At 71.6% G+C, this 25,817-nt stretch carries 25 protein-coding genes and 2 pseudogenes; 11 read left to right on the forward strand and 16 right to left on the reverse strand.

Annotation, left to right across the window (positions count from 1 at the left end; genetic code table 11):
* Nucleotides 1-28: 28 nt before the first annotated feature.
* The 3 genes from F6J85_RS12375 (at nucleotide 29) to F6J85_RS12385 (ending at nucleotide 3,810) form a co-directional block, all read left to right on the forward strand.
* A complete protein-coding gene (locus F6J85_RS12375; RefSeq protein ID WP_150925392.1) occupies nucleotides 29-295 on the forward strand; it encodes a multidrug ABC transporter ATPase in 267 nt (88 codons plus the stop codon).
* Between the two features lie 2 nt (nucleotides 296-297).
* Nucleotides 298-2,025, forward strand: a complete 1,728-nt coding sequence (locus tag F6J85_RS12380) for a helicase-associated domain-containing protein (protein ID WP_238706950.1) — start codon at nucleotides 298-300, stop codon at nucleotides 2,023-2,025.
* Between the two features lie 135 nt (nucleotides 2,026-2,160).
* Complete coding sequence (locus tag F6J85_RS12385) at nucleotides 2,161-3,810, forward strand: DNA repair helicase XPB (RefSeq protein WP_150920862.1); 1,650 nt, start codon at nucleotides 2,161-2,163, stop codon at nucleotides 3,808-3,810.
* Between the two features lie 15 nt (nucleotides 3,811-3,825).
* Here F6J85_RS12385 and F6J85_RS12390 read toward each other — a convergent pair whose 3' ends face one another.
* The 7 genes from F6J85_RS12390 to F6J85_RS12420 are packed head-to-tail and all read right to left on the reverse strand — an operon-like array spanning nucleotide 3,826 to nucleotide 12,315.
* Nucleotides 3,826-5,526, reverse strand: coding sequence for an alpha-amylase family glycosyl hydrolase (locus F6J85_RS12390; RefSeq protein ID WP_150925395.1), 1,701 nt, complete (start codon nucleotides 5,524-5,526; stop codon nucleotides 3,826-3,828).
* Nucleotides 5,519-6,814 carry a glycoside hydrolase family 36 protein gene (locus tag F6J85_RS12395; RefSeq protein WP_150925397.1) on the reverse strand — a complete coding sequence of 432 codons (1,296 nt, stop codon included), beginning with the start codon at nucleotides 6,812-6,814 and terminating at the stop codon, nucleotides 5,519-5,521. The genes F6J85_RS12390 and F6J85_RS12395 overlap by 8 nt, the downstream gene beginning before the upstream one ends.
* Nucleotides 6,811-7,902 (reverse strand): Gfo/Idh/MocA family protein, encoded by a 1,092-nt coding sequence (locus tag F6J85_RS12400; protein ID WP_150925400.1) that lies wholly within the window; start codon nucleotides 7,900-7,902, stop codon nucleotides 6,811-6,813. Before F6J85_RS12400 ends, F6J85_RS12395 begins: the two co-directional genes overlap by 4 nt.
* Entirely contained in the window at nucleotides 7,899-8,957 is a 1,059-nt protein-coding gene (locus F6J85_RS12405) for a zinc-dependent alcohol dehydrogenase (RefSeq protein WP_150925402.1), read from the reverse strand. Before F6J85_RS12405 ends, F6J85_RS12400 begins: the two co-directional genes overlap by 4 nt.
* Before the next feature lie 30 nt (nucleotides 8,958-8,987).
* Nucleotides 8,988-9,908, reverse strand: coding sequence for a carbohydrate ABC transporter permease (locus tag F6J85_RS12410; protein WP_150925404.1), 921 nt, complete (start codon nucleotides 9,906-9,908; stop codon nucleotides 8,988-8,990).
* Nucleotides 9,905-10,924 carry a carbohydrate ABC transporter permease gene (locus F6J85_RS12415; RefSeq protein ID WP_238706951.1) on the reverse strand — a complete coding sequence of 340 codons (1,020 nt, stop codon included), beginning with the start codon at nucleotides 10,922-10,924 and terminating at the stop codon, nucleotides 9,905-9,907. Before F6J85_RS12415 ends, F6J85_RS12410 begins: the two co-directional genes overlap by 4 nt.
* Nucleotides 10,921-12,315, reverse strand: a complete 1,395-nt coding sequence (locus F6J85_RS12420) for an ABC transporter substrate-binding protein (RefSeq protein WP_150925407.1) — start codon at nucleotides 12,313-12,315, stop codon at nucleotides 10,921-10,923. Before F6J85_RS12420 ends, F6J85_RS12415 begins: the two co-directional genes overlap by 4 nt.
* A gap of 118 nt (nucleotides 12,316-12,433) precedes the next feature.
* On the opposite strand from F6J85_RS12420, the gene F6J85_RS12425 reads away from it, so the two are divergent.
* The gene (locus tag F6J85_RS12425) at nucleotides 12,434-13,582 is read left to right on the forward strand and encodes an ROK family transcriptional regulator (RefSeq protein ID WP_150925409.1); all 1,149 of its coding nucleotides are present in this window, start codon (nucleotides 12,434-12,436) and stop codon (nucleotides 13,580-13,582) included.
* Between the two features lie 63 nt (nucleotides 13,583-13,645).
* On the opposite strand, the gene F6J85_RS12430 is transcribed toward F6J85_RS12425, so the two are convergent.
* A complete protein-coding gene (locus F6J85_RS12430; RefSeq protein WP_150925410.1) occupies nucleotides 13,646-14,560 on the reverse strand; it encodes an alpha/beta fold hydrolase in 915 nt (304 codons plus the stop codon).
* 112 nt (nucleotides 14,561-14,672) lie between these two features.
* Here F6J85_RS12430 and F6J85_RS12435 point away from each other — a divergent pair, with 112 nt between their 5' ends.
* The 5 genes and pseudogenes from F6J85_RS12435 to F6J85_RS12450 form a co-directional block, all read left to right on the forward strand.
* A complete protein-coding gene (locus tag F6J85_RS12435) occupies nucleotides 14,673-15,209 on the forward strand; it encodes a TetR/AcrR family transcriptional regulator (RefSeq protein WP_150925412.1) in 537 nt (178 codons plus the stop codon).
* A gap of 81 nt (nucleotides 15,210-15,290) precedes the next feature.
* Nucleotides 15,291-15,983 carry a response regulator transcription factor gene (locus F6J85_RS12440; protein WP_150921975.1) on the forward strand — a complete coding sequence of 231 codons (693 nt, stop codon included), beginning with the start codon at nucleotides 15,291-15,293 and terminating at the stop codon, nucleotides 15,981-15,983.
* A gap of 671 nt (nucleotides 15,984-16,654) precedes the next feature.
* A pseudogene (locus F6J85_RS18295) lies at nucleotides 16,655-16,936 on the forward strand (histidine kinase dimerization/phospho-acceptor domain-containing protein); the annotation flags it as partial.
* A gap of 560 nt (nucleotides 16,937-17,496) precedes the next feature.
* Nucleotides 17,497-17,760 carry an ATP-binding protein gene (locus F6J85_RS18300; RefSeq protein ID WP_420846146.1) on the forward strand — a complete coding sequence of 88 codons (264 nt, stop codon included), beginning with the start codon at nucleotides 17,497-17,499 and terminating at the stop codon, nucleotides 17,758-17,760.
* Nucleotides 17,761-17,893: 133 nt separating this feature from the next.
* Nucleotides 17,894-18,160, forward strand: a pseudogene (locus tag F6J85_RS12450) (WXG100 family type VII secretion target); the annotation flags it as partial.
* Between the two features lie 89 nt (nucleotides 18,161-18,249).
* Here the strand turns inward: F6J85_RS12450 and groL are convergent.
* The 5 genes from groL to F6J85_RS12475 all read right to left on the reverse strand — a co-directional run bounded on the left by groL (nucleotide 18,250) and on the right by F6J85_RS12475 (nucleotide 22,289).
* A complete protein-coding gene (gene groL, locus F6J85_RS12455; RefSeq protein WP_150925414.1) occupies nucleotides 18,250-19,869 on the reverse strand; it encodes a chaperonin GroEL in 1,620 nt (539 codons plus the stop codon).
* 237 nt (nucleotides 19,870-20,106) lie between these two features.
* Complete coding sequence (locus tag F6J85_RS12460; protein WP_150925416.1) at nucleotides 20,107-20,307, reverse strand: cold-shock protein; 201 nt, start codon at nucleotides 20,305-20,307, stop codon at nucleotides 20,107-20,109.
* Nucleotides 20,308-20,435: 128 nt separating this feature from the next.
* Entirely contained in the window at nucleotides 20,436-21,014 is a 579-nt protein-coding gene (locus tag F6J85_RS12465; RefSeq protein WP_150925418.1) for a LytR C-terminal domain-containing protein, read from the reverse strand.
* 30 nt (nucleotides 21,015-21,044) lie between these two features.
* The gene (locus F6J85_RS12470; protein ID WP_135068122.1) at nucleotides 21,045-21,290 is read right to left on the reverse strand and encodes a DUF3263 domain-containing protein; all 246 of its coding nucleotides are present in this window, start codon (nucleotides 21,288-21,290) and stop codon (nucleotides 21,045-21,047) included.
* Between the two features lie 9 nt (nucleotides 21,291-21,299).
* On the reverse strand, nucleotides 21,300-22,289 hold the full coding sequence (locus F6J85_RS12475) for a DUF2332 domain-containing protein (protein WP_150925420.1): 990 nt from the start codon (nucleotides 22,287-22,289) through the stop codon (nucleotides 21,300-21,302).
* Between the two features lie 74 nt (nucleotides 22,290-22,363).
* Between F6J85_RS12475 and msrB the strand changes: the two genes are divergently transcribed.
* Together msrB and F6J85_RS12485 are read left to right on the forward strand one after the other, a co-directional pair.
* Complete coding sequence (msrB, locus tag F6J85_RS12480; RefSeq protein WP_150925423.1) at nucleotides 22,364-22,771, forward strand: peptide-methionine (R)-S-oxide reductase MsrB; 408 nt, start codon at nucleotides 22,364-22,366, stop codon at nucleotides 22,769-22,771.
* Complete coding sequence (locus F6J85_RS12485) at nucleotides 22,768-23,430, forward strand: nitroreductase family protein (protein ID WP_150925424.1); 663 nt, start codon at nucleotides 22,768-22,770, stop codon at nucleotides 23,428-23,430. Before msrB ends, F6J85_RS12485 begins: the two co-directional genes overlap by 4 nt.
* On the opposite strand, the gene F6J85_RS12490 is transcribed toward F6J85_RS12485, so the two are convergent.
* From F6J85_RS12490 to F6J85_RS12500, 3 genes are read right to left on the reverse strand one after another with little or no spacing between them, the layout of a single operon-like run.
* Nucleotides 23,427-24,395 (reverse strand): DMT family transporter, encoded by a 969-nt coding sequence (locus F6J85_RS12490; RefSeq protein WP_238706952.1) that lies wholly within the window; start codon nucleotides 24,393-24,395, stop codon nucleotides 23,427-23,429. The two genes, F6J85_RS12485 and F6J85_RS12490, sit on opposite strands and share 4 nt — an antisense overlap.
* A 53-nt stretch (nucleotides 24,396-24,448) precedes the next feature.
* Nucleotides 24,449-25,249: an anti-sigma factor gene (locus F6J85_RS12495; RefSeq protein ID WP_150919858.1), complete on the reverse strand. Its 801-nt coding sequence runs from the start codon at nucleotides 25,247-25,249 to the stop codon at nucleotides 24,449-24,451.
* On the reverse strand, nucleotides 25,236-25,787 hold the full coding sequence (locus F6J85_RS12500) for an RNA polymerase sigma factor (RefSeq protein WP_224793456.1): 552 nt from the start codon (nucleotides 25,785-25,787) through the stop codon (nucleotides 25,236-25,238). Before F6J85_RS12500 ends, F6J85_RS12495 begins: the two co-directional genes overlap by 14 nt.
* Between the last annotated feature and the right edge of the window lie 30 nt (nucleotides 25,788-25,817).

The raw sequence follows: 25,817 nt of genomic DNA on the forward strand, positions 1-25,817 counted from the left end.
ACCGGCGCGAACCGCTAGGCTGGTGCGGATGAGCACGCGACCGCACAGCGACGACCTTCCCGTCCGTCGCATCGACCGCATCCTGGCGTTCATGTCGCTGGGGCTGCTTGTGCTGTCGATCGCGTGCTTCGTGGCGATCATGATCGGCTCCGCCTCAGGCTCCGACTTCGCCACCGGAATATGGCCGACGATCGGCGTGACGGTGTACATCGCCCCGATCCTCGCGTTCCTGATGCTCATGACGGTCCTCGTCATGAGTTTCGTGCGAAGGGCCCGCGCCAACCGGGATCACTGACCGTGCCGCCGACCTCCGACCAACGCGCGCTGGCCACCGCTCTGGCCGCGATGGACGATGCGGCACTGTCGGAACTGCTGGCCGTGCGGCACGCCCCGCCCGCCGCGCCATGGCGTGATCTGTACGACGTGGCCGCCGCGCTGCTGGAGCCCACCTCGATCGCACGAGGGCTCACCGCCCTGCCGTATTTCCCCGCCCGGGCGCTGACGCGCGCCGTCGCGGAGGGGACGATGGTGCTCGCCGGCGACCGGGCCGAGCTGGTCGCCTCGGCCCTCGTGGACGCCGAGGGACGACCGTACGCGGCGGTCGCCGTCTCGGTGCGCGACCGCGAAGCGCCGGTCGAGCGCACTGCGCGCACCGACCGCTCCACGACGGCGGAAGAGGATGCCGCGGCTGCCGAACGAGCGTTCACCTCCGCCGCCTCCCTCGCCGACATCCTGCTGCGCGCGCTCACCGAGCCGCTCACGCGCATCGGCAACGGCGCCCTGGGCGCGGGCGACCGCCGCGAACTCGTCGAATCCGGTGCCGTCCCCGACGGCGACACGGCCGATCTGCTCGTGGGCTTCGCGGCCACGACGGGCCTGCTGCATCCGGAGGAGAAGGCATGGCTGGTCACCCCGGCCGGCCGCTCGTGGGTGGGCAGCCCGACGCTGGAGCGGTGGATGACCGCCGCCGACCGGTTGCGCGAGGCTCTGCCGGGCGGGCTGCGCACTCCCGACGGGGGATGGATCCCCGCCGCCCTGTGGGTGGACGCCTATCCGTTCGACACGGCCTGGCCCAGCCACGCCGGCGTGTGGCGTGCACGCGCCGTGACGTGGGGGCTGCTGACCCCTGCCGGCGGGGAGCCGCCGTGGGCGGCGCCACTGGCGGCCGGAGCCGCGGCCGACGGGCCGGCGCTGGGCGCCTTCCTGCCGCCCGAGGTCGACCGCGTCTACCTGCAGAACGACCTGACCGCGATCGCGCCGGGTCCGCTCGCGCCGCACCTGGACGTGCGCCTGCGCAGCATGGCCGTGCGCGAGTCGCACGCGCAGGCCTCCAGCTACCGGTTCAGCGCCGACACGATCGCTGCCGCGATCACCGCCGGCGAGACGGCGGATTCGCTGAGGTCGTTCCTGAGCGAGCTGTCGCTGACCGGCGTCCCGCAGCCGCTGGAGTACGTCCTGACCCGCACCGCCGACCGGCACGGCCTGCTGCGGGTCGGGCGAGACCCCGTCGCAGGGCGCACGCGGGTGACCAGCGACGACCCCGGCGCGCTGGAGACGGTGGCCGTCGACCAGGCGCTGCGCGCCCTGGGACTCATCCGCCACGGCGGCGCCCTGGTCTCCCGCGTGGGCGAGGAAACGGTGTTCTGGGCGCTCGCCGACGCACGCTATCCCGTCGTGGCCGTCGATGAGACCGGGATGCCGCGGCGACTGGATCGCGCGCGCCTGGCGCCCCAGCTCCCGGCTCCCGCAGCCCTGCAGCGGTACGCGGATCTCCTGGTCCGCGTGCGCGCCGGCAGCGAGTCGGACGACGCCGACGCGGCGTGGCTGGAGCGCGAACTGGACTCCGCCGTGCGGGCACGATCGGTCGTCGACGTCGTCGTGCGGCTCCCCGACGGCTCCACGCGCACGTTCCGTCTGGAGGCGACCGGCCTGGGCGGCGGGCGCCTGCGCGGACGCGACCGCGGCGCCGACGTGGAGCGCACCCTGCCGCTGTCCAGCATCGCGAGCGTGCACCCCGTCATATGACCGCCCCCGCACCGGCGAACGTGCATCACCTCGGCGAGAGTGCACCACATTCGGTGCGGATTCGCCGGGTCGATGCACTCTCGGCGACGGCGGCCGCGACCGCCCGGGCGCACCGCGACGGTAGGATGGACGGTTATGGTTGACGGCCCCTTGATCGTGCAGAGCGACCGCACGGTGCTCCTGGAAGTGGCGCATCCCGATGCGGAGAGCGCGCGCCACGAGCTCGCGGTGTTCGCGGAGCTGGAGCGCGCCCCCGAGCACATCCACACGTACCGCATCACCCGGCTGGGGCTGTGGAACGCCCGCGCGGCCGGGCACGACGCCGAAGACATGCTCACGACGCTCGATCGCTGGTCGCGCTTCCCCGTGCCCGCGTCGGTGTCGCTGGACATCCGCGAGACCGTCGGCCGCTACGGTCGCCTCGTGATCGAGCGCGACGAGGAGGGCGCGCTCGTGCTGCGCTCGACCGACCCGGCCGTGCTCACCGAGGTCGCGCGCAACAAGCGCATCTCGCCGCTGCTGATCGGCCACCCCGCCCCCGATGCCTACGTCATCGACGCGTGGGCGCGCGGCCACATCAAGCAGGAGCTGCTGAAGATCGGATGGCCCGCCGAAGACCTCGCCGGCTACACGCCGGGCACGCCCCATCCGATCGATCTGGACGAGTCCAGCTGGCACCTGCGTCCGTACCAGCGCCAGGCCGTCGACGCCTTCTCCGAGGGCGGCTCGGGCGTGGTCGTGCTCCCCTGCGGCGCCGGCAAGACGCTCGTGGGTGCGGGCGCGATGGCCGACACCAAGACCACGACACTCATCCTCGTGACCAACACCGTCAGCGCGCGTCAGTGGCGCGACGAGCTGCTGCGCCGCACGTCGCTGACCCCCGAGGAGATCGGGGAGTACTCGGGGCAGGTCAAGGAGATCAAGCCGATCACGATCGCGACGTACCAGATCCTCACCGCCAAGCGCGGCGGGCAGTACGCGCACCTGGCGCTGCTGGATGCGCTGGACTGGGGCCTCGTCGTCTACGACGAGGTGCACCTCCTCCCCGCCCCCGTGTTCAAGCTCACCGCCGACCTGCAGGCACGCCGCCGGCTGGGGCTCACCGCCACGCTCGTGCGCGAGGACGGCCGTGAGGGCGACGTGTTCAGCCTCATCGGCCCCAAGCGGTTCGACGCGCCGTGGAAGGAGATCGAGGCCCAGGGCTTCATCTCCCCCGCCGTCTGCTACGAGGTGCGCGTCGACCTGCCCGCCGGCGACCGCCTCGAGTACGCCGCCGCCGCCGACGAGGAGCGCTACCGCCTGGCTGCCACCGCCCCGGCCAAGGTCGAGGTCGTGCGCGGACTGGTGCGCCGCCACGCCGGCGAGCGCATCCTCGTGATCGGGCAGTACCTCGACCAGATCGAGGTGCTGGCGCAGGCACTGGATGCCCCGCAGATCACCGGCGCGACCCCGATCCCCGAGCGCGAAGAGCTCTTCCAGGCGTTCCGGGAGGGCGAGATATCGCTCCTGGTCGTGTCGAAGGTGGCCAACTTCTCCGTCGACCTGCCCGAGGCCTCGGTCGCCATCCAGGTGTCGGGGTCGTTCGGCTCGCGGCAGGAGGAGGCCCAGCGGCTGGGACGACTCCTGCGCCCCAAGAAGTCGGGCAACACCGCGAGCTTCTACACGCTCATCTCCCGCGACACCGTCGATCAGGACTTCGCGCAGAACCGGCAGCGGTTCCTCGCCGAGCAGGGGTACGCGTACACGATCCTGGATGCCGACGACCTGCTGACCGCGGCGGCGTGACCCGCGCGGCCGGCGCTAGGCGTCCGGCGCCGCGACCAGCCACGCGTATCCGTGCGGCGGCAGGCGCAGCGCCGCTACCGTCTCGCCCGTGAGCACGTCGGTGCCGCTGAGCGAGGGCAGGTCCACGACCTCGTCGCTCACGTTGACGGCCGCCACGATCTCGTGCGGCGTCCCCGCGGCGCGACGCACGACGAACGCCCGCTCATCGAGCACCTCGACGCTCTGATCCGCGAACGGCGAGAAGCCCGGCTGCGTGCGCCGCACCGACAGCAGGTGCCGCAGGCCCGCGAGCATGCGCGCGCGGCGCGGGACCCCGGCCAGTTCGGCCGCGAGCCGGTCGGCATCGAGGACCTCCCGGTTGATGCGGCGGGCGATGCCGCTGTGCTGCATCCCCTCTTCGTCCTGACCGGAGCCGAAGAGGGAGTGGTAGTACACCGCCGGCACGCCCACCACCGACAGCAGGATGGCGTGGGCTGCCAGGCCACGCACGACCGCGGATGCGTCGGGGTCGGGGTCGGCGGGATCCACGAGCGCGTCGAGGAAGTTGGTGTTGAGCTCGTACACGCCCTCCGTGCCGTCGGGGCGTCGCGCCATCGACACCCGCCCGCCCCGCGCGCGGGTGCGCTCGACGAGGAGGTCGCGGTCGGCGTCGGAGAGGAGGCCCACCGTGGGGCGCAGCCCGATCCCGTCATGACTGGCGAGGAAGTTGAACCACGTCGCAGCCGGCCCGACCGGCCCGATGCCGTCCGCCCACCGCGCCAGGGCGGTGGCACGCCCGGTGACGAACGCGTGCAGGACGAGGGGCGGAAGGGCGAACTGGTACACCATGTGCGCCTCATCCGACCCGTCGCCGAAGTACGTGATGTTGTCGGCGTGCGGCACGTTCGTCTCGGTGAGCAGCCGCGTCCCGGGGGCGACCGCATCCAGAACCGCGCGCCATATGCGGATGACGGCGTGCGTCTGCGGGAGGTGCAGGCACGAGGTCCCCGACTCCTTCCACAGGTACCCGATGGCGTCCAGACGCACCGTCGTCGCACCGTGCGCGACATACCCCAGCAGCACGTCGGTGAGATCGAGCAGCACGGCGGGCGTGCGCGGATCGACGTCGACCTGGTCGTCGCCGAACGTCGTCCACGCCCGCGCCACGGTGCCGTCGGGGCGCGGGTAGGTGTGCAGCAGCGGCGTCGTGCGCGGGCGCACCACGTGCGACACGTCGAAGTCGGGCCCGGGTTCGAGGAAGTACCCGGCGTAGCGCGGATCGCGCGCGAGCCAGCCGCGGAACCACGGGCTGGAACTGGACACGTGGTTGGCGACGAAATCCAGGGCGAGGGCGTACTCCTCGTGCAGCGCGGCGATGTCGTCCCACGTCCCCAGCGCCGGATCGACCTGGCGGTGATCGGTCACGCCGAACCCGTCGTCTGAGGTCCAGGGGTAGATCGGCAGCAGGTGCACGTCGGTCACGACATCGCCCACGTGCGCGTGGAGCACGCCGGAGAGCGTCCGCAGCGGCACCTCGCCGTCGCGGTGGAAGGAGCCGCCGTAGGTGATGAGGTAGGCCGTGCCCTCGTCCCACCGCGCGGGCCCGGCCGCGGCGAGGGGCTCCGCCCACCGCGCGGCGAGGCGGACGAGATCGTCCAGCACCGCCGCCGCCTGCTCGGGATACAGCGTCGCGACCAGCGGCGCGATGCGCTCGCGGAGGCGGTCGAGGTCAGGCATGCGCGGGTCCTTCCAGCAGATCCCGCACGAGCTGCAGGCCCCGCTCGTCGAGTTCCGCGATGCGGTCGGAGAAGCCGCGCACTCCCGGGGCGGCCCGGACGACGGCGGCCCACTCCTCGCGCAGCGCGAAGCCGGGACGTGCCACGAGGCAGTCGGGGTCGGTCGTCCACAGGCGCCCGTCCTGCCACGCGCGCGCCTGGAGCGACATCCGGCCGCGCAGCCCGTGCGATCCGTCTTCGCCGCCCTCGTGGAAGGTGTCGGATGCGATGCGCATCGCGTCGACGAGGCCGACGCTCGACAGCAGCGGCGCACCGCATCCCAGCACGTATGCCTCCTCGCCGAGCACCTCGCGCACCAGTTCCAGACCCGATCGGTAGGCCGTGATGGGGGTCGCCTCGGTGTCGTGCCGCGTGCCCGGCACCGCCCCGGCGTAGAGGAAGTCGAGCTTGACGTACCCGATGCCCCACTCGCGCACGCGCGCGAACACGTCCGTGAGATACCCGCGCACCCCGGGGTGGGTGAGGTCGAGCCCCACGAGGTCGTCGCCCCAGTTGTGGCCGGCGGCGCCGGTGAGCCACTCCGGATGCCACCGCGCCACGTCCGACCCGGCGCCGACGACGAACGGGGCCAGCCACAGGCCGGGCCGTCGCCCGGCGTCGCGGATCTCGGCCGCGGCGTCGGCGACGGACCCGAACCTCTCGTCCTCCGCCGTCCACTCCCCCGTGCCCCGGCTCCAGCCGTCGTCGATCTGCACGACGTCGACGGGAAGTGCGTGCGCGCGCAGGTCGTGGAGGTTCTCGCGCACGTCGGCGGCGGTCACGTCCTCGAAGTACCGGTACCAGCTGCACCACACGCGCGGGACCGCTGCCGCCGCCCGCGCGCCTGCGGCCCGGCCGATGCGGTCGCCGAAGGCACGGAGGGCGTCGATACCCGCGTCGGCGCCGCCCGCGGGGGTCGTCCATGATGCGACCGGCCCGGTGGCCGAGACCGCCACGCGCCCGTCCCGCCATCGCGCCCGGATGGAGGGCACCTCCGCCGAGGCATCCGTCACGCCGTACGTGCGCACGGCGGCGCCGTCGCCGGGGTCCACCACGAGCAGTCCCTCGCCCTGGACCGCGTCGTCGGGGACGGCGGCACCGGGCCGGAACCGCATGAGGTGCTGCCAGCGCTCGGCCGGGCGGTGGATCTCATCGGCGGCGCCGTACCACGTGGTCGGGCTCCAGCTCTGCCACCCCTCCCCGTACACGCGCGCACGGGGCCCGACGGCGACCTCGTCGACCTCGATCACCGGCTCGTCTCCTCTGGCACGGCCGAACGCGTCAGCTCCAGACCGGCCGGCCGCTCGGGCACGCCGCCGTTCTCCGCCGACGCCGACGCGGCCATCCCCAGCCGCGCCGACACGAGCACGTGGGCGGCGGCGTTCTCCGGTTCCCGGTCCTCGGCCACCGCGGTCAGCAGTTCGCCCATCGCTCCGGCGAACCCGTCGGTGAACCACTCGCCCTCGGCATCGATGCGCACCCGCTCGTCCCCGCGCTCGAGTTCGACGTGGTCGCTGCCGCGCAGCACGCTGCCGCGGATGGTGCCCTCTGTGCCGTGGATCCAGAACGGGCACCCGCCCGAGCGCGTGCGGGCGTCGCCGACGACCCGCACGGCGGCGGTGGCGCCGGAGGAGACGGCGATGTGGATGCCGGCCTGCCACGGGTTCCTCGCATCCGCCGGCTGGCCGGGCACGCGCGAATCGTGAGCGGACACCGACACGACGCGCGATCCCTCCAGCCAGCAGCGCGAGATGTCGATCCAGTGCGCGAGGTAATCGCTCACCAGCATGTGCGGCACGTCGTCGAACGGCGTCCCCGCCAGCGGGGGCAGCGGCTTGTCGTGCAGGTGCGTCACCCCGACGATCTCCCCGATCTCGCCGGCACGCACCAGCAGTGTCGCCACGCGCCACGGCGGCGCCCAGCGGGCGTTCATGTTCCCGGCCACCCGGATGCCGCGGGCCGAGGCCAGCGCGAGCACCCCCTCGAGCCGGTCGGCCTCGTCCGGCTCCAGGACGAGGGGCTTCTGGGCGAGCACGTGCTTTCCGGCCGCCACGGCGGCGGCGATGAGGTCGACGCGTCCGCGCGGGCCGGTGGCGATGTCCACCACGGCGACGGCGGGGTCGGCCAGCAGGTCTTCGACACGATCGTGCACCGTGGCGACGCCGAACTCCGCCGCCAGCGCCCGCGCCGATGAGGCGGTGCGCGACGCGATGGCCACCACCGGGATGCCCCAGCGGGCGTAGGCGGGCAGGTGCGCGCTGCGGGCGATGGCGCCCGCACCGATGAGACCCACCCCGGGCGGGCCGGGGGGCACGTGCGGGCGGTGGTCGGGGATCATGCCGTCCGCTCCGGGGCCGCCTCGAACCGCAGGATCGCCTGCAGGATGCCCGAGTCGCCCCGGTCCAGGCGCGCGAACACCGTCGCGACCTCTGCCGCGTCGACGACGTCGGTCACGAGGGCCGCCGCATCCACGCGTCCGGACAGGATCAGGTCCATGACGGTGCGCACGAGGCGGTCCTGGTTCCATCGTCCGCCGAGCCCGACCGGCACGCCCGAGATCTGGCTCGCGACGAGGCGGACGCGGTTGTGGTGGAACTCCTCCCCCAGCCGCAGGTGCTCCGCGCCGCCCTGATAGAAGCCGGATGCCGCCACCACGCCCTCGGCGATCACCGAACGCACCGCCTCGTGCAGGGCGCGGTCCGAGCCGGACAGCTCGATGGCGCTGTCCGCGCCGCCGTTCGTGCGCTCGCGCACGACCGCGCCGCCGCCCCGGGGGTCGCGTGCGTCGACCACCTCGGCGGCACCGAAGCGCTCGGCCATCGCCAGGCGGGCCGGTTGGGTGTCGACGGCGAGGACATGCCCGCCGGCCGCGGTCGCCAGGCGCGTCGCGAGCAGCCCGATCACCCCCTGCCCGAAGATCGCGACGCTCTCCCCCAGCCGCACGTCGGCGGCCAGCACCGCGTTCAGCGCGATCGCGCCCACCCGGGCGAACGTGCCCAGGATCGCGTCGGCGCCCGGCGGCAGCATCCGCCCCGCGAGGGCGCGGGCGGGCACGACGGCGTCGCTGCGGTGCCCCCACATGCCGTGGACCACATCGCCGACGGCCACGTCGGTGACGTCGTCGGCGATCTCCACGACCTGCCCCACCTCGGAGTACCCCCACCCCTGCACGGGGTACGCGAAGCTCGGCTCCCCCGGCACGAAGATGCGCCGCACCGGGTCCCACGTCGAGGTGAGGTACGGGTTGGTGCCGCGGTAGGCGGTGAGCTCGGTGCCGGCGGAGATGCCCGAGTACCACGTCGCCACGCGCGCGCCGCCGGGCACGAGCGGCGCGGGAGCGGTATCGACGAGCTCGACCCGCCCAGGGCCGGCGAATTGGACGATGTGGGGCACCGAGCTGCGCCTTCCTTCCGATCGGGGCCGTCAGCCCTTTTCGGCGCCCGCCGTGAGGCCGCCCACCAGGAGACGCTCGGAGGCGAAGAAGAGGATCACGATCGGCAGGGTGAGGATGACCGAACCGGCCATGAGCACGGTGGTGGGCACCTCGATGCTCCCCGACAGCTGGGACAGCCCGAGCGAGACCGTCCACGACTCCCGCCGTTCGACGAGGAACAGCAGCGCGAAAAGGAACTCGTTCCACGCGATCATGAAGATGAACAGCCCGTTGGAGACGATCGCCGGCATCGCCAGCGGGATGCTGATCTTCCGCATCGTCTGCAGCCGCGTGCAGCCGTCGATCGCCGCGGCCTCCTCGAGGGAGACGGGGATCGTGGCGAAGTAGTTGCGCAGCGTGTAGATCGATACGGCGACGACCTGCGAGACGTACACGATCAGCAGGCCGAGGAGAGACCCGCGGAGCCCGATCTGGGTGAACACCACGAACAGCGGCACGGCGAGCAGGATGCTGGGGAAGAAGTACACCGCCAGGAACAGCGCCGACACCTGCCGGTGGCCGAAGAAGCGGAGGCGGCTGACGGCGTAGGAGCCGGGGATCGCCACCAGCAGCGACAGCACCACCGTCCCCAGGGCGACCAGGAGCGAATTGCGCATGAACTCGATGAACCCCTGACCGCCGGCGGAGACCGGCGCCAGGATGTCGAGGTACGTGGAGAGGTCGAACTCGTCGAGCGAGATCCACAGGGCACCCGGTTCCTGCAGCAGCGAATCGAGGGTCCGGAAGCTCAGCAGCACCATGTAGTAGAAGGGGAAGACCGCCACGATCAGCAGCAGCACGATGACGATCGGCCGGACGATCCGAAGGATCGCGTTCTCGATCCGGTCGCGGCCCACACCGCGACGCGCGTTGCCCGAGCGCGGTGCCGTCTCCAGTAGCGACGTGGTCATGCCTGCTCCTCCCGCCGGCCGAACAGCTTCAGGTACACCGTCACCAGTACCGCCAGGATGAGTGCGAGGATCAGCGCCTGGGCCGCGGCGGAGCCGATGTCACCGCGGGCGGTGAGGTAGTCGAACACCCGCACCGACACCACCTGCGTGCCGGCGCCGCCGCCGGTGAGGAGATAGATGTCGTCGAAGTTGTTGAACGTCCAGATGAACCGCAGCACGGTCAGCACGGCGATGGTGGGGAGCAGCTGTGGCAGCAGGATGTGCCGGAACCGCTGCGTCGGGGTGGCGCCGTCGATGAGGGCTGCCTCATCCAGTACTCCCGGAACGGCCTGCAGGCGTGCGGTGAGGAAGAGGAAGGCGAAGGGGAACGACCGCCACGCCTCGAAGAAGATGACGGTGATCAGCGCGATCGGCAGGTCGATCTGGAGGCCGAAGAAGGGCACCGGCAGCGATCGCTGCGACAGGAACGCCACCGGGTCGTCCCACCCCAGCACCGTGCGGCCGAACCAGTTCACCAGGCCGAACTGGGGGTTCAGCAGCGTCGACCACACGAATGTGGCGGCGACCACGGGCGCCACGTAGGGAAGCAGGAGTGCGGCACGGATGAGCCCCCGGCCGCGGAAGGGCTTGCGCAGGGCGAGGGCGGCGACGAGGCCGATGCCGATCGCCAGCACCGTGCCGCCCACCGCGTACACCAGCGTCGTCCACAGCGCCCCCAGGAATCCGGGCGAGGTGAGGACGTTGACGAAGTTGTCGAGGGTGTACTGGCCGAAGAAGCCGGTACCGCGGATGTTGATGAGCCGCACGCGCTGGAAGGCGAGGGCGACGGCCCACAGGATGGGAAGGATGACCGCGACGCCGACGATGATGACCGTCGGTGAGATCAGCAGGAGCCCCGCCCGGTTCTCCTCGCGACTCCGACGCGTCCGGCCCGCTCGCACCGGCCCGCGCGATGCGGCCGGCCCCGAGGCGGGGGCCGGGCCGGTCAGACCCGTCCCGCCGGCGAGCTGCGTCACTGGAGTGACTCCGCGATGGACCGCACCGCCTCCGCGGCCTGCTCGGCGGCGGTAGCTGGGTCGGCGCCCTGCGAGACCTCGCTGACGGCCGTCGCGACGGGGAGCTCCCCCTGCAGCGCACCGAGGAGGTCGCCCTGGCCCTGCGTGATCCCCCACCGCGCCAGGTCTTCGGGGCCCGCGGCGACGGCCTCGAGCACGTCCGGCGTGTAGAAGTCGGACAGCGGAGCCTTGGTGTCCACGCCGGCGGGCAGGGTCGCCCATGCGTCCGAGAACACGGTGGGCTCCTCCGGGGTCCCGGTGCGCACCGGCACCTTGCCCTCCGGAGCGATGGCGATCCAGTCCTCGTAGCCGTCGCTCATCATGTACTGGATGAACGACTGGGCATCCTCGGTGTTGGCTCCCGCCGTCACGGTCCACGATGTGATCTCGCCGAACTGCGCCGGTGTGTCGGAGTCGGGGCCGGCGATGGAGGTCACGACGCCCGTGTTGGCGGCGAGGAACGCCGGATCGGCCGCGCACTCCGGGCACGAGGGCTTGGCGTCCTCCCGCAGTCCCGCGAGCTCGTCCAGCACGAAGCTGGACCAGATGAACATGGCGGCGTCGCCGGCGAAGTAGGTGGCGCGGGTGGTGTCGACGTCCTGCGCGCCCGGAACGGAGTAGTCGCTGGTCAGCTCCCCGTAGAAGGCGAAGGCATCCACGCACGGTCCGGAATCCAGCTCGACCTCGCCGTCCTCTGAAACCAGCTCGCACCCGTTGCCGAGCCCGATCTGCTCGAACGTCTGCTCGGTGAAGGCATCACCGGGGGCGGTGGCTCCCACGAAGCCGGCCAGGTCGGGGGTGTCCAGGGTGCGCGCGGCCTCGAGGATGGCGTCGTACGAGTCCGGCGCATCCAGACCCGCGGCCTCGAACAGATCCGTGCGGTAGAACAGCATCTGCGTCCAGGACTCGCTCGGAACGGCCAGCAGGTCATCGCCGTCGGAGACGAGCTCCAGCGCACGCTCGGAGAAGGTGGCGGAGTCCAGTTCGTCGATGACGGCTCCGACCGCCTCGGGGTCGACGAGCTCGTTCGAGGAGAGCGTGCGCACCTGCGGGAGGGAGATCCCGCCGATGACATCCGGCAGGTCGCCGGCGGCCGCGGCGGAGGTGATCAACTGGCTGAACTGGTCTTCGGCGACCGAGACGAGTTCGACCTCGACGCCGGTCTCGTCGGTGAAGGCGTCGACGATCGCCTGCGTGGCAGCCACCCGGTCTGGCAGATCCTCCTGCAGCCAGAAGGTCAACCCGTCCCCGCCGCCTCCGCCGCCGTCATCGCCGGAACTGGTGCAGCCGGAGAGCACGAGTGCCGCCGCTCCCACCGTCGCCCAGGCCACTGCCGTCGCACGTCGAGCCATGATGCGCCTCCTCGCGCCATCGGACGGGATGCCAGCGCTCCCGAGATATGCATAGAAGCTAGGCATTATCCGATCAGCTGTCAAGCATATGATCGAGACGGCGAACGAGGGGATCACCATGTCGGGACCGGGCGAAGTCCTGGAGCTCATCCGTACGGGCCGCGCGATCACGCGGGGCGACGTGCTGGAGATCACGGGCCTGTCCCGGATGACCGTGTCCACTCGCATCGACGCGCTGCTGGAGGCGGGCCTCATCGTCGAGAACGGGACCGAGCGCCCCGCCTCCGGCCGCCCCTCGCGCCTGCTGGAGTTCAACTCCGCGCGGGCCACTGTGCTCACCGCCGCGGTGGACACGACGCACACCATGGTCGCTCTGACCGATCTGGCCGGGCGCCTCATCGCCGAGGAGCGCATCGAGGTCGCCATCGCCGACGGCCCCGACCGCACGCTCGACGAGATCGCCGCCACGGCCCGGCGGGTCCTCGCCGGCGCCCGGACGCCACTGGAACGCGTCGCCGCGATCGGGATCAGCATCCCCGGACCCGTCGACCCCGACACCGGGCGCCCCAGTCAGCCGCCCATCATGCCCGGCTGGGACGCGTACCCGATCCCCGACCACCTGCGCGATGCGCTGGGCGTACCGGTGCTCGTGGCCAACGACGCCGACGCCGCCGCACTCGGCGAGCAGCGCGCCGCGCACGCCGACTCGCGCGCGCTGTGCTTCATCAAGGTCTCCTCCGGTATCGGCGCCGGAATCGTCATCGGCGGGCAGGTCTACCAGGGCACCGATGGGGGCGCCGGAGACATCGGTCACGTCAAGCTCGCCGGCCACGACGACGAGGTGTGCCAGTGCGGCGCGCACGGCTGCCTCGCCGCCGTCGCCTCCGGACGGGCCGTGGCACGGGCCCTCTCCGCTCTCGGCAAGAACGCCGAGTCGGGCTCCGACGTCGGGGCCTACCTCGCCGCGGGAGACCCGGATGCGGCGGCCCTCACCAGGGCGGCCGGCCGCGTGATCGGCGGAGTCGTGGCCACGGTGGTCTCGCTGCTGAACCCGGGAGAGGTCGTGCTGGGCGGGATGCTGGCATCCGCCCCTCTCCTGGCGGGTGTCCGCGAGACGCTGTACCCGCGCTCACTTCCGCGCGCGACGCGCCACCTCACGGTGAGCCAGTCCACGCTCGGTGAGCATGCCGGGATCGTCGGATTGGCCACCCTCGTGGTGGAGCGGGAGTACTCCGCCGCCGCGGTCAACGCGGCGCTGAGCAGCTGACTCGACCGCACGCCCGGTGAGGGACCGATCCACTGGTGTCCGCGCCATCCCCCGCTTCGCGCCCTACCCTTCCGCCCCCTCCCGCTCGAACCAATCCAGGGCCAGCGCGATGACGGCATCCGGCGCGTCGTCGGTGACGAAGTGCGCGGCACCGTCGATGAACGCCAGTTGGAACCGGTCGGCATGCCGTGCGTGGTCGCGGCACATGCGGCGCACCATCGGCTCGGCGAACGGGTGATCGTGGCGCCCGAAGGCGACGAGCGTCGGGGGCTGCAGCCTTCTCTTCTTGTAGTGCGTCCCGACCAGGCGAGGGATCTCCGGGGTGATCATGCCGAACATCACCGCGCGCGTGGCGCGGCCGATCTCCGGACGCTGCTCGACGCGAAGGTACCCGTCGAGAGTCGTCTCGCTCATCGGGCGGGTGATGTACGGCGGCGCGAACAGCCACCGCAGCGACCGCGTGGGGCTGCGCAGGATCAGCGGCGGATAGTGCGAGAACGCGGGCATCATCTTCGGCGTGAACCGGAGGAACCCCGGCGGAACCGACAGTTGCACGAGGCTCCGGACGCGCTCGGGGTACGAGTACGCGAGGTGCATCCCGGTGATCGCGCCGAGGTCGTGGGTCATGAGGTGCGCCCGATCGACTCCGAGTACATCGAGCAGGGCGGTGAGGTCATGCATCCGCGCCTCGTGCCGGATGCGCGGATCCTCGGCCGATGTCCACCCGGCTCCGCGCAGGTCGGGACAGATGACCCGGTAGCCGCGTTGCGCGAGCGCCGGCGCGATCTCCCGCCACTGCCACCAGTGCTGAGGGAATCCGTGCAGCAGGAGGACGGGCGGCCCCTTCCCGATGCTGGCGACGTGGCTGCGCAGCCCCGGCGTCTCGATGACGGCGTGCTCGAACCCCCGCGCCTCCGGCAGGGGCGGAGTCCAGTACGCGGTCTCGGCGAACTGTTCACCGACGCGCGATGCATCCATGACACGACTCCTCTCGCGACGGTCCCTCCCCGATCGGCGGAACCCGACGTGCGCTGCACACTACTACATCTCTAGTAATCTGTCACTACAGAAATAGTTGTACGCTCGGAGGGTGAGCAGCACCCGACGTCGAGCCCTGCACGCCGCCGTGGAGCTGGTCGGAGGCGAGGGCATCCGCGCCCTCACCCACGGACGGGTGGATGCCGCGGCGGGGCTGCCGCCCGGCTCGACGTCGAACCACTTCCGCACACGGGCGGCGCTCTTAGCCGGCGTGATCGAGTGGATCGCCACGGAGGAGCGCAGCGACGCCGGCCTTCCGAGCATCAGTACACGCGACGACCTCGTCCGCGGACTGGCCCGCATGATCGAGGTGCAGTCCGGCCCGCAGGCGTTGCGCACGCGGGCCCGCTACGCCCTGTTCATCGAGGCGGACGTCGAGACCTCCCGTCCGCTCCTCGACCAGCGGGCCACTTTCGAGGCGTGGATCCGCGGGATCCTGCGGCAGCTGGGCGGCCCGCCGGCCGAGCAGCAGACACGGTTCGTCATGGCCATGGCGGAGGGGTTGCTGCTGCACCGCATGACGGTCGACCCCGAGGCCCCGGTGGAGGCGGTCATCGCACGCGCCGTGGACGCCGCACTCGCCCCGTAGACCCCTCAGCGCCGATACCGTATGGCGGCCGCTCCGACGCACGTCCAGACAGCGCAGCGATTCCGTGACCATAATGAGGGCATGACCGCACCGCGCATCCTCGTCGTGGACGACGAACCGAACATCCGCGATCTGCTCGTCACGAGCCTCCGATTCGCCGGATTCCAGGTCCGCGCCGTCTCCAACGGCGCGCAGACCATCTCCGCCGTCCTCGAGGAGGAGCCCGACCTCATCGTGCTGGATGTGATGCTGCCGGACATGAACGGGTTCAGCGTCACCAAGCGCCTGCGCGGCGCCGGGTACACGGCGCCGATCCTCTTCCTCACGGCCAAGGACGAGACCGAGGACAAGATCACCGGCCTCAACGCCGGCGGCGACGACTACGTCACCAAGCCGTTCAGCCTCGACGAGATCGTCGCACGCATCCAGGCGATCCTGCGCCGCACGATGCAGACCGACGAGGAGTCGGTGATCCGCGCCGGTGAGCTCACGATGGATCAGGACACCCACGACGTCACCGTCGGGGACGTCTCGATCGACCTCAGCCCGACGGAGTTCAAGCTGCTGCGCTACCTCATGCTCAACCCGAACCGGGTGCTGTCCAAGGCGCAGATCCTCGACCACGTGTGGGAGTACGACTTCAACGGCGACGCCGGCATCGTGGAGAGCTACATCTCCTATCTGCGCCGCAAGATCGATCCGCATTCCTCCGAGCCCCTCATCCAGACCAAGCGCGGCTTCGGCTACATGCTCAAGGCCGGCAAGACCGCCTGAGCGACCCGACGGAAGAAGACCTCCTGTCCCACCACAACGACGCCGTCACCGGATGGTGGCGCGGGCTCAGCCTGCGCGCCAAGGTGACCGGCGTGACCGTGGGCCTGCTCGCCATCGGCCTGGTCGCCGCCGGATTCGGCACCATGGCGTTCCTGCGCACCACGCTGACAGCCTCGGTGGACGACTCACTGCGGCAGCTGGCGTCGTCGGATGCCGCGCTCTCGGTGCTCGACGTTCAGAACACCGGCGGCACGCTGCGCTTCAGCGAGGACGAGGAGGCGGCCCCGACCGACATCTTCGTGGCCATCTACGACCCGACCGGCCAGTTCCTCATCGCGGCGGGCGGCGACGGTACGACCGCCCCGCCGGAGTTCCCTTCGACCTACACGCTGCAGGACACTCAGCTGCGCGGCCTCACGCCCTTCGAGCTGCAGAGCAGCGGCACCGGGCCGCCGTTCCATGCCGCCGTCGACGTGCTGGCCGTCGACGGCGTCAGCGCGCTGTACACGCAGATGGTCGCCGTGTCGCTCGGCCCCACCGAGCGGGTCGTGGCCGCCTACGTCGGCATCTACAGCATCCTGGCCCTCCTCATCCTCATCGCCAGCGCTCTGCTCACGCGCTGGCTCGTGACGTTGACCTTCCGTGGCCTCGGTCAGGTCGAGGCCACCGCGATGGCGATCGCGGGAGGAGACTTCAGCCAGCGGATGTCGGATGTGGTCCCCGGCACCGAGGTCGGGCGGCTCAAGACCGCCATCAACACGATGCTCGATCGGGTGGATGCCGCCATCCGCCAGCGCGACGCGACCGTCGGGCAGATGCGGCGGTTCATCGGCGACGCCAGCCATGAGCTGCGCACGCCGCTGGTGACCGTCCGGGGCTACGCCGAGCTGTACCGCATGGGCGCCATCCGCGGCGACGAGGAGGTCGCGCAGTCGATGGAGCGCATCGAGAAGGAGGCGATCCGCATGGGGGTGCTCGTGGAGGACCTCCTGGCGCTGGCGCGGCTCGACGAGCAGCGGGGCGTGGTGATCCAGCCGGTGGATCTGCGCCCGATCGCCCGCGACGCCGCCCTCGACCTGCGGGCGGCGTCGCCGCAGCGCGAAGTGACCGTCGAGGACACGTCGGCGTACGGAGGGCCGCGCGTGACCATGTCGATCACCGTCGACCCGCCCGTCGAACCGCTCGAGGAGGGCGGCTCCGGCGGGACGGACGAGCCGCGTCGCCGCACGACCTCCGCCACCTCCGCCATCGCCCTGGCCGGAGCGACGCTCTCCCGCCTGCGACGACGCCCCCGCGCCGGCGAGGCCGATGACACCGCCGAGGCGCCCACTGCCCCGGCGACCGCGGCAGTGCGCACGGCGCCGCTCGAGCCCATCGTGCTGGGGGACGAGAACCGCATCCGGCAGGTCGTGGCCAATCTGCTGGGCAACGCGCGCCGCTTCACCGGGAGGACTCCCCCATCGGCCTGCGCGTCGGAGTCTCCGCCGACGACGAGACCGGATGGATCGAGGTCATCGATCACGGCGAGGGCATCCCGGAGCAGATCCGCGATCAGATCTTCCAGCGGTTCTGGCGCGCCGACACCTCACGGGCGCGGGAGACCGGCGGCTCGGGGCTGGGCCTGTCGATCGTCGCATCGATCGTCCAGGCCCTGCACGGCACCGTGTCGGTGCGCGACACACCCGGCGGCGGGGCCACCTTCCGCGTCGCGCTGCCCCTCGCGCCGCCCTCCGCCGACGAGGTCGCCGACACCCGCCCGCTGCCCCGCCAGCGCTGAGTCTCCTCCACAGGGCGCCCTTTCGTCGGCGTGTGCACCACGACGGCGCACCGTCCTCGCCCGCGCACGGCATCGCCCTAGTGTGGCGGCACGTAATCGAAAGGAGCCTCCCATGGCCGTCTTCTCCGTCGACAGTGATGCCGTCTTCACCGCCTCGGGCGCGATCCGCGCGACCGTCGACCGCTTGGAGAGCGAATCCGCCGCGCTGCTGTCGCAGCTCACGCAGCTTCAGGGGTCGTGGACGGGCGCTGCGTCAGCGGCGTTCTCCGGCGTCGTGGAGAGATGGCGGGCGACGCAGCGCGAGGTCGCCGCGGCGCTGGCCGAGATCGACGGCGCGCTGACCGTCGCCGGGCGCCAGTACGCCGAGGTGGAACAGGCCAGCACGAGCCTCTTCCGCTGACCACCGCTCAGCCTGTCGAAGCGTCCGCGAACGGCAGAAGGGCCCCCTCCGCAGAGGGGGCCCTTCTGTGCGTCAGACGCGGATCGGACTCAGAAGTCCATGCCGCCGGTCGGGTCGGCCGGAGCCGCCGAAGCCTTCTCGGGCTTCTCGGCGACGACCGCCTCGGTGGTGAGGAACAGGCCGGCGATGGACGCCGCGTTCTGCAGCGCCGAGCGGGTGACCTTGGCCGGGTCGATGATGCCCTGTGCGAACAGGTCACCGTACTCACCGGTGGCGGCGTTGAGACCCCATCCGGCTTCGAGCTCAGCAACCTTGTTCGCGACGACACCGGGCTCCATGCCCGCGTTGAGAGCGATCTGCTTCAGCGGAGCCTCGATCGCGACGCGGACGATGTTCGCGCCGGTCGCCTCGTCGCCTTCCAGCGACAGGGTCGCGAACGCGATCTTGCCGGCCTGGATGAGCGCGACGCCACCACCGGGGACGATGCCCTCCTCGACGGCCGCCTTCGCGTTGCGAACGGCGTCCTCGATGCGGTGCTTGCGCTCCTTGAGCTCCACCTCGGTGGCCGCACCCGCCTTGATGACGGCGACGCCGCCGGCGAGCTTGGCGAGACGCTCCTGGAGCTTCTCGCGGTCGTAGTCGCTGTCGGTGTTCTCGATCTCGCGGCGGATCTGGGTCACGCGACCCTCGATCTGAGCCGTGTCACCGGCACCTTCGACGATGGTGGTCTCGTCCTTGGTGATGATGACCTTGCGCGCACGACCGAGCAGGTCGACCGTGGCGTTCTCGAGCTTGAGGCCGACCTCTTCGGTGATGACCTGGCCGCCGGTGAGGATCGCGATGTCCTGCAGCTGCGCCTTGCGACGGTCGCCGAAGCCGGGAGCCTTGACGGCGACCGACTTGAAGATGCCGCGGATCTTGTTGAGCACGAGAGTTGCGAGAGCCTCGCCCTCGACGTCCTCAGCGATGATGAGGAGCTCCTTGCCCTCCTGGATCACCTTGTCGACGATCGGCAGCAGGTCCTTGATGTTCGAGATCTTCTGGTTCGCGATCAGGATGTAGGGGTCTTCGAAGACCGCTTCCTGACGCTCCGGGTCGGTCACGAAGTAAGGGTTGATGTAGCCCTTGTCGAAACGCATGCCCTCGGTGAGCTCGAGCTCGGTGCCGAAGGTGTTGGACTCCTCGACGGTGACCACACCCTCCTTGCCGACCTTGTCGATCGCCTCGGCGATGAGCTCGCCGATCGCGGGGTCCGCGGCGGAGATCGATGCCGTGGCAGCGATCTGCTCCTTCGACTCGACCTCCTTGGCGCCGGCGAGGAGCTGGTCGGTGATGGCCTTGACGGCCTTCTCGATGCCCTTCTTCAGCGAAATGGGGTCCGCGCCGGCTGCGACGTTGCGCAGACCTTCGCGCACGAGCGCCTGGGCGAGAACGGTCGCGGTGGTGGTTCCGTCACCGGCGACGTCGTCGGTCTTCTTGGCGACCTCCTTGACCAGCTCAGCGCCGATCTTCTCGTAGGGGTCGTCGAGCTCGATCTCCTTGGCGATCGAAACGCCGTCGTTCGTGATCGTGGGGGCGCCCCACTTCTTCTCGAGCACGACGTTGCGACCGCGGGGGCCCAGGGTCACCTTGACGGCGTCGGCCAGGATGTTGAGACCGCGCTCGAGGCCACGGCGGGCCTCCTCGTCGAAAGCGATGATCTTTGCCATATGTGTGATGTCCCTCCCGGATGGGGGCTGTCAGTCTGTTAGCACTCCACAAAGACGAGTGCTAAGCCATTCTGGCACTCGACCCATGCGAGTGCAAGCTGCGGTCCGTGCCGCGCGTCGCGTCGCCCGGCCCTGCCGGAATGCACGGAAGGCGGCATCCCGCCGTGACTCGGGGCGTCTTCGCCCGTGCGAGTCACCGCGGGATGCCGCCTTCGTGTGAGGCGTGCGCGGGTGGCGTCAGAGGACGCGGACCGCCTCGGCCTGGGGGCCCTTCTGGCCGGTGCCGACGGTGAACTCGACCGCCTGCCCCTCCTCCAGGACCCGGAAGCCGGTCATGTCGATATTGGAGTAGTGGACGAAGACGTCCTCTCCGTCGCCGGAAGTGATGAAGCCGAAACCCTTCTCGGCGTTGAACCATTTGACGGTGCCCTGGGCCATTGCTCTTCTCCTGATGCTGTGGGACGACGTCATCGTTCCACGGCGCACAAGGGCACAGGCCCCGGTGGGCCGAGTATTGACACGCCCGCATCGAAGTGTTTACCGCCCGGAAACACGGGGCCGGCAGCTCACGCAGCGGGGGTTTCTGCCCGGTCCAGTCCGATCACCACGGTGAGCTGACGCCTCGCGTCATCGTCTTCGGTCTCGGGGTCGTCCGGCGGCAGATACTGGTCGCTCAGCGCGATCTCGGCACCGCCGATGGTCTCGGCCAGGCCCAGCGCGGCCGCCTCGTCGTCTTCGATGGCGTAGTAGACGGTGGTGGTGGGGAAGTCGGTGGCTCCGGCCGCGCCCGCGGTGACCGCATCCGCCGACCAGCCGGCGGCGATCACGTCTTCGCGAACCTGCGTGGCCAACCCTTCCTGCGGTGTCGCGTTGAGCACTAGCACGGGAAAGGTGGTGTCGACGACGGGCTCGACGACAGGGACCGGCTCAGTGGTGGGCACGGGTTCCGGTGCCAGCGAGATGCGCCCCGACATCACGAGGGAGCCGAAGATGCCGGCCGCCACGAGCACGACGGTGGCCACGGCCGCCCACAGGAACACCATCCCCCCGCGCATGCGCGGGTTCTCGGCACGATGGGCGCCGACGCGGCCCGTGCTGGGGGCGAGGTCGTCGAAACGGTCGCGCGGATACGTCGTTCGAGCCACCCCCCGATGTTACCGGGCGGTTCCGGACGATCAGCGAACGCCGGCGCGGGCGGCCCGGGTGGCGGCGCGCTCGTCGCGGAGCCGCCGCAGGCGCCGCACGAGCAGCGGATCGTGCTCGAGCGCTTCGGCGGTGTCGATCAGGCGGCCCAGCAGCTGGTAGTACCGCGCGGGGGGCATCGCGAATTCGGCACGGATCGCCTCCTCCTTCGCACCACCGTGGCGGCGCCACTCCGCTTCGAAGGCGAGCAGCGCGCGGTCGCGGTCGGAGAGGGGCACTCCCTCACGCTAAGGCCGGTCACGCCCTCCGCCCGGGAGCCACTCCACGGACGCGCCGAGTGGATCCACCGCCGCCAGGATGTCGCCGTCCAGCGCGAGGGCGAATCCCCCCGGCCACGTGCTCGGAACAGCCGACCATCCCTCGTGCAATCCCGGCTCATCGATCGTGATCCACCGGCCCGCGGCCCTCGCGGCCTCGATCACGGCACTTCGCCGGGCGCGCGGGATGTGCGCGAGCACCCCCGGGGTGGTGACCACGAGGGTGGCCTCCCGCGGCGCACGAGCGGCGACCGCGGCGAGCGCGTCGGCGGCGTCGCCGGCGATCAGCAGCGGCGGATCGGCTGCCGCCACCGCCAGGGCGGCCTCCACGCGCTCACGCCGCCCCTCCTCACCCGGCCACACGAGACCGGTCAGCCACGCGCGATCCCGGGGATCGCGGGCATCGAGCGGTTCGAGGTCGATCCCCGCCCGCCACACCACATCCGGCATCCGCAGCGCAGGGTCGCCCGTCAGCCTGCTGCGCAGCACCACCGGCGCCCGACCCGTGGCCGGGTCGATCCGGCGCAGGTCTGCGCCGGTGTCGTACCGGTAGGAATAGCGGTCGGGGTACAGGCACAGCCCGGCGCTGGCGCCCAGCTCCAGCAGCGCGATCGGACCCTCGATGAGGCTCAGGGCGGGCAGGAGGGCCGCGCAGCGCAACGGCTCGTTCGTCTGGATGAGGCGGGCAGCGCACTCGGCGACGACCTCGTCGGCGTGCGCCCTCAGCCAGGCCGCCCACCGCGGGAATCCGGCTTCGGGGGCACCCAGCATCCGCGTGACGGCGAAGACGAGCGGCGGTTGCCGATGGGTCTCCGGGATCCGGGTGAGGATCCGAGCCGTCGCGGGGTCCGCCGCGACCCCCGCGGCCCATTCGGCGTACAGCGTCGAGCGGCCCGGCGCCTCGTCGCGCGCGAAGCGGGCGTAGCGGGCGATGACGGCGTCGGATTCAGGCGTGCCCACTCCGGCATTATCCGTCGCCACGGGCCGGGCGTGCCGCCGGTTCGGGTTGAATGGAGGAGGAGAGGAAGACCCCCATGAGCTATTCCGTTGACAAGACCGACGAGCAGTGGCGTGCTGAGCTGGACCCCCAGCAGTACGCCGTGCTGCGCCAGGCCGGCACGGAGCCGGCGTGGAGCGGCCAACTCCTGTCCGAGGAGCGCGCCGGCCTGTACACGTGCGCCGCGTGCGGCGCCGAACTGTTCCAGAGCGGCACGAAGTTCGATTCGCACTGCGGCTGGCCGAGCTTCTACGAGTCGGTGCGCCCCGAGGCCGTCGAGCTCATCGAAGACCGCAGCCACGGCATGGTCCGCACCGAAGTGCGCTGCGCGAACTGCGGCTCCCACCTCGGCCACGTCTTCCCCGACGGCTTCGGCACGCCCACCGGCGACCGCTACTGCATGAACTCCCTTGCGCTGGAGTTCTCCCCCGAGTCCGAGGCGTGACCGTCCCCGAGCCGTCTTCACCCACCGCCGACGCGGCCGCCGGATCGCCCGAGCGCGGGCGCCCCGCGCTCGAGGCGGTCAGGGCGCGCCGGTCGTGGTCGCGTGTCACCGACGAGGCGCCCGCGCGATCCGAGCTCGAAACGCTGGTGTCGGCCGCAGGGCGGGTGGCGGACCATTCGTCGCTGCGCCCGTGGCGGCTCATCGAGTTGCGCGGCGCGGATCGCGAGCGGCTGGGCCGCGCCATCCACAAGGCGCTCGGCCAGGACGGCAGCTCGACCAAGCCGCTGCGCGCGCCGCTGCTCCTGGCGATCGTGGTCAGCTACCGCAAGAGCGACAAGGTGCCGCACTGGGAGCAGGAGGCGGTTGCGGCCGGTGTCGCGCACACGCTGAGTCTGCTGCTGGACGAAGCCGGCTGGGGGGTCATCTGGCGCACGGGGCACTACACCCGCAGCAAGGCGGTCGCCAAGGCGCACGGGCTGGGCAAGGACGAGGCGCTGCTGGGCTGGCTCTACGTCGGCGGCAAGCCGGAGACCGAACGCGGCGGAGCGCGCAAGGGCGTGGATGCGGCGGCGCACCTGAGCCGCATGCCCGACAAGCGCGGCCGGGGCTCGAAGAAGGGTGGCGGCGACGGCGCGACGGACGGTTCGACCGCGCTCTAACCGCCCGAAGGTCGCCGGCGGCGTCGGACGACGACGATCGCGACACCGGCGAGGGCGATCGCGACGGCGGCGAGCGCGACCGGCAGCGGGGGCCCCGAGGGCGCGGGCCACATCGCGTCGAGGGCGACGGACATGCCCAGGAGCCCCACGACGGAGCCGAGGCCGAGCAGCAGCACGCCCGTGACGCGCACGATCGCCGCCGACAGGAAGATGTAGATCACCCCGATCACGCCGCCGAGGTAGAGCCACGGATCCACCAGCAGCGTGCGCGGCGCTCCGGTGGACGAGATGTGCACCGCCGCGGCGAGGCCGAGCACCACCGTGCCGCCGGCGAAGTTCACGAGCGTGGCCGTGAGGGGGCTGCCCACGCGCTGCCCCAGTCGCCCGTTCGTCCCCTGCTGCCACGCGATTCCCGCCCCCGCGAGCACCGGCAGCACCAGCATCCACGGCGGCGGAGCGACGGAGACCCCCACGACGCAGACGATGACACCCGTCACCGCGAGCGCGCCGCCCACCACGCGCGGCACGGTCACGGCCACCACTCCCCCGGGCCCGTACCCGATCCGGTCGAGGAGCAGCCCGTTGAGAGTCTGCCCGGCCACCACGCCGACGGTGAACAGAGCTACGCCGATCGTGGCGACCGTGAGCCCCTGGGTCGCGACGGTGAGGGCCCCCGCGAGCCCGCCCAGCAGCATCCACAGCGGCACGACGCCTCCGCGGATGCCGCGGACCAGGCGTGAGAGGCCGGCCCGCCCGGAAGGCAGGGCCACCGTGACGGCGAGCAGCACGACCAGACCGGAACCGAAGGAGATCACCGCGGCGGTGTAGCCGTCGTCGATCGCCTCGCCCAGCGATCCGTTGACGCGGGCCTGCACGGCGGTCAGCACACCCACGACCACGGCCGCAGCCACGGCCACCCAGAGCGGGATCGAGCGGGGTCGGTCTGGTCGCGCGTGCTCGCTCACCCGCACGATGCTACGGGTCTGCCGCCGCCCTCCCCGATCGGTGCGCGGCTGCGTCAGGCCGCACGCAGCTCGCCGCGGACGATCGAGTCGCCGGAGTGCTGCGGATCGCCGTCCGCAGGCTCCAGCGACACGTCCACGAGCACGTACTCGTCGATGTCGATGTCGGGCGGGATCGGGAAGGTGCCCTCGCTGCCTTCGAGCGTGCCGAGGCTGACCAGCGCGGTGGCATCGGCCGTGATGAGCCACACCTCCCGAGCCCCGTCGCCCGTGTCGGCGTCGGCGTCCAGCGTCACGCGCACGACCCGTTCGCGGTCATCCGTCTCGATCACCGTCGCCGAGCCGCGGGCGCCGGGGTGCGCCGGGAACGCGTCCAGCGACGCTGCCGCCACCTCGACCGGCTGGGCCGGGCGCACCGCCACCCCGATGCCGACGATGACCAGCAGCAGGGCAACGCTCGCGGCGAGGGTGAACAGCATCCGCGTGCGCCCCCGCGGGGCAGCGGGGGGCGACCCGGTGCCTGCGGCGCGGGACGACGGTCCGGCTGCCGGCGGGTCTGTCGGTGGTGGGGAGGGTGCGGCCGGCGACGCGGAGGGGGCGGCGGCACGCGCGGAAGGCTCCGCGGGCGGGTCCGGCTCGGGGTGCGAGATGTCGGCGAGGATTCCCTCCCACACCCGCTCCGGAGGCGTCTCCCACTCGCCGACATCGACGGTGGCGCGCCCGACCGACACGGCGAACGCCAGCTCCTCGAGCTCCGTTGCGCACACGGGGCAGTCCTCGAGGTGCGACCGCTCGCCGTCCGCGGCGCTTTCGCCGATCGCCAGCAGCGCCAGCCGTTCCGGGTCAAGGTGCGACATGACTGACCTCCAATCGGCGTCGTAGGCGGGTGAGACTTCGGCGGATATGACTCTTCACGGTGCCCAGCGGCAGGCGAAGTCGGTGTGCGATCTGATCGTGGGTCAGATCGTCGTAGAACGCCAATCGGATGACGGCGCGCGCATCCGGTTCCAGGCGCTCGATCTCGTCGGCGAGGAGCAGGCGGTCGCCCAGGTCGATCTCGGGCACCACGAGCGCCTCGGGATCGGTGAGGCGCTGCAGCTCCTCCTGCGCGGCGGCGACACGCGCGCGCGCCTCGCGCACGTCGGCGATGCGGTGCTTGGCGATGGCGACCAGCCAGGTGGAGAGGCGGGCGCGCTCGGGGTCGAAGGACGCGCGGGAGTTCCAGGCCGAGACGAACGTGCGCTGCGTCGCGTCCTCGGCGTCGCCGCGGTCGCCCAGCGCGCGCAGGGCGAGAGTGAACACCAGGGGCGACCACCGCCGGTAGATCGCTTCCAGGGCGCGCTCATCGCCCGCCTGGAAACGACCGGCCACGTCGAGTTCGTCCTCGTCGGGCACCCGTGCCTCTTTCGTCTGCGCCTGGAGCAT

This window comes from Microbacterium lushaniae (genome assembly GCF_008727775.1).
GTDB lineage: Bacteria > Actinomycetota > Actinomycetes > Actinomycetales > Microbacteriaceae > Microbacterium > Microbacterium lushaniae.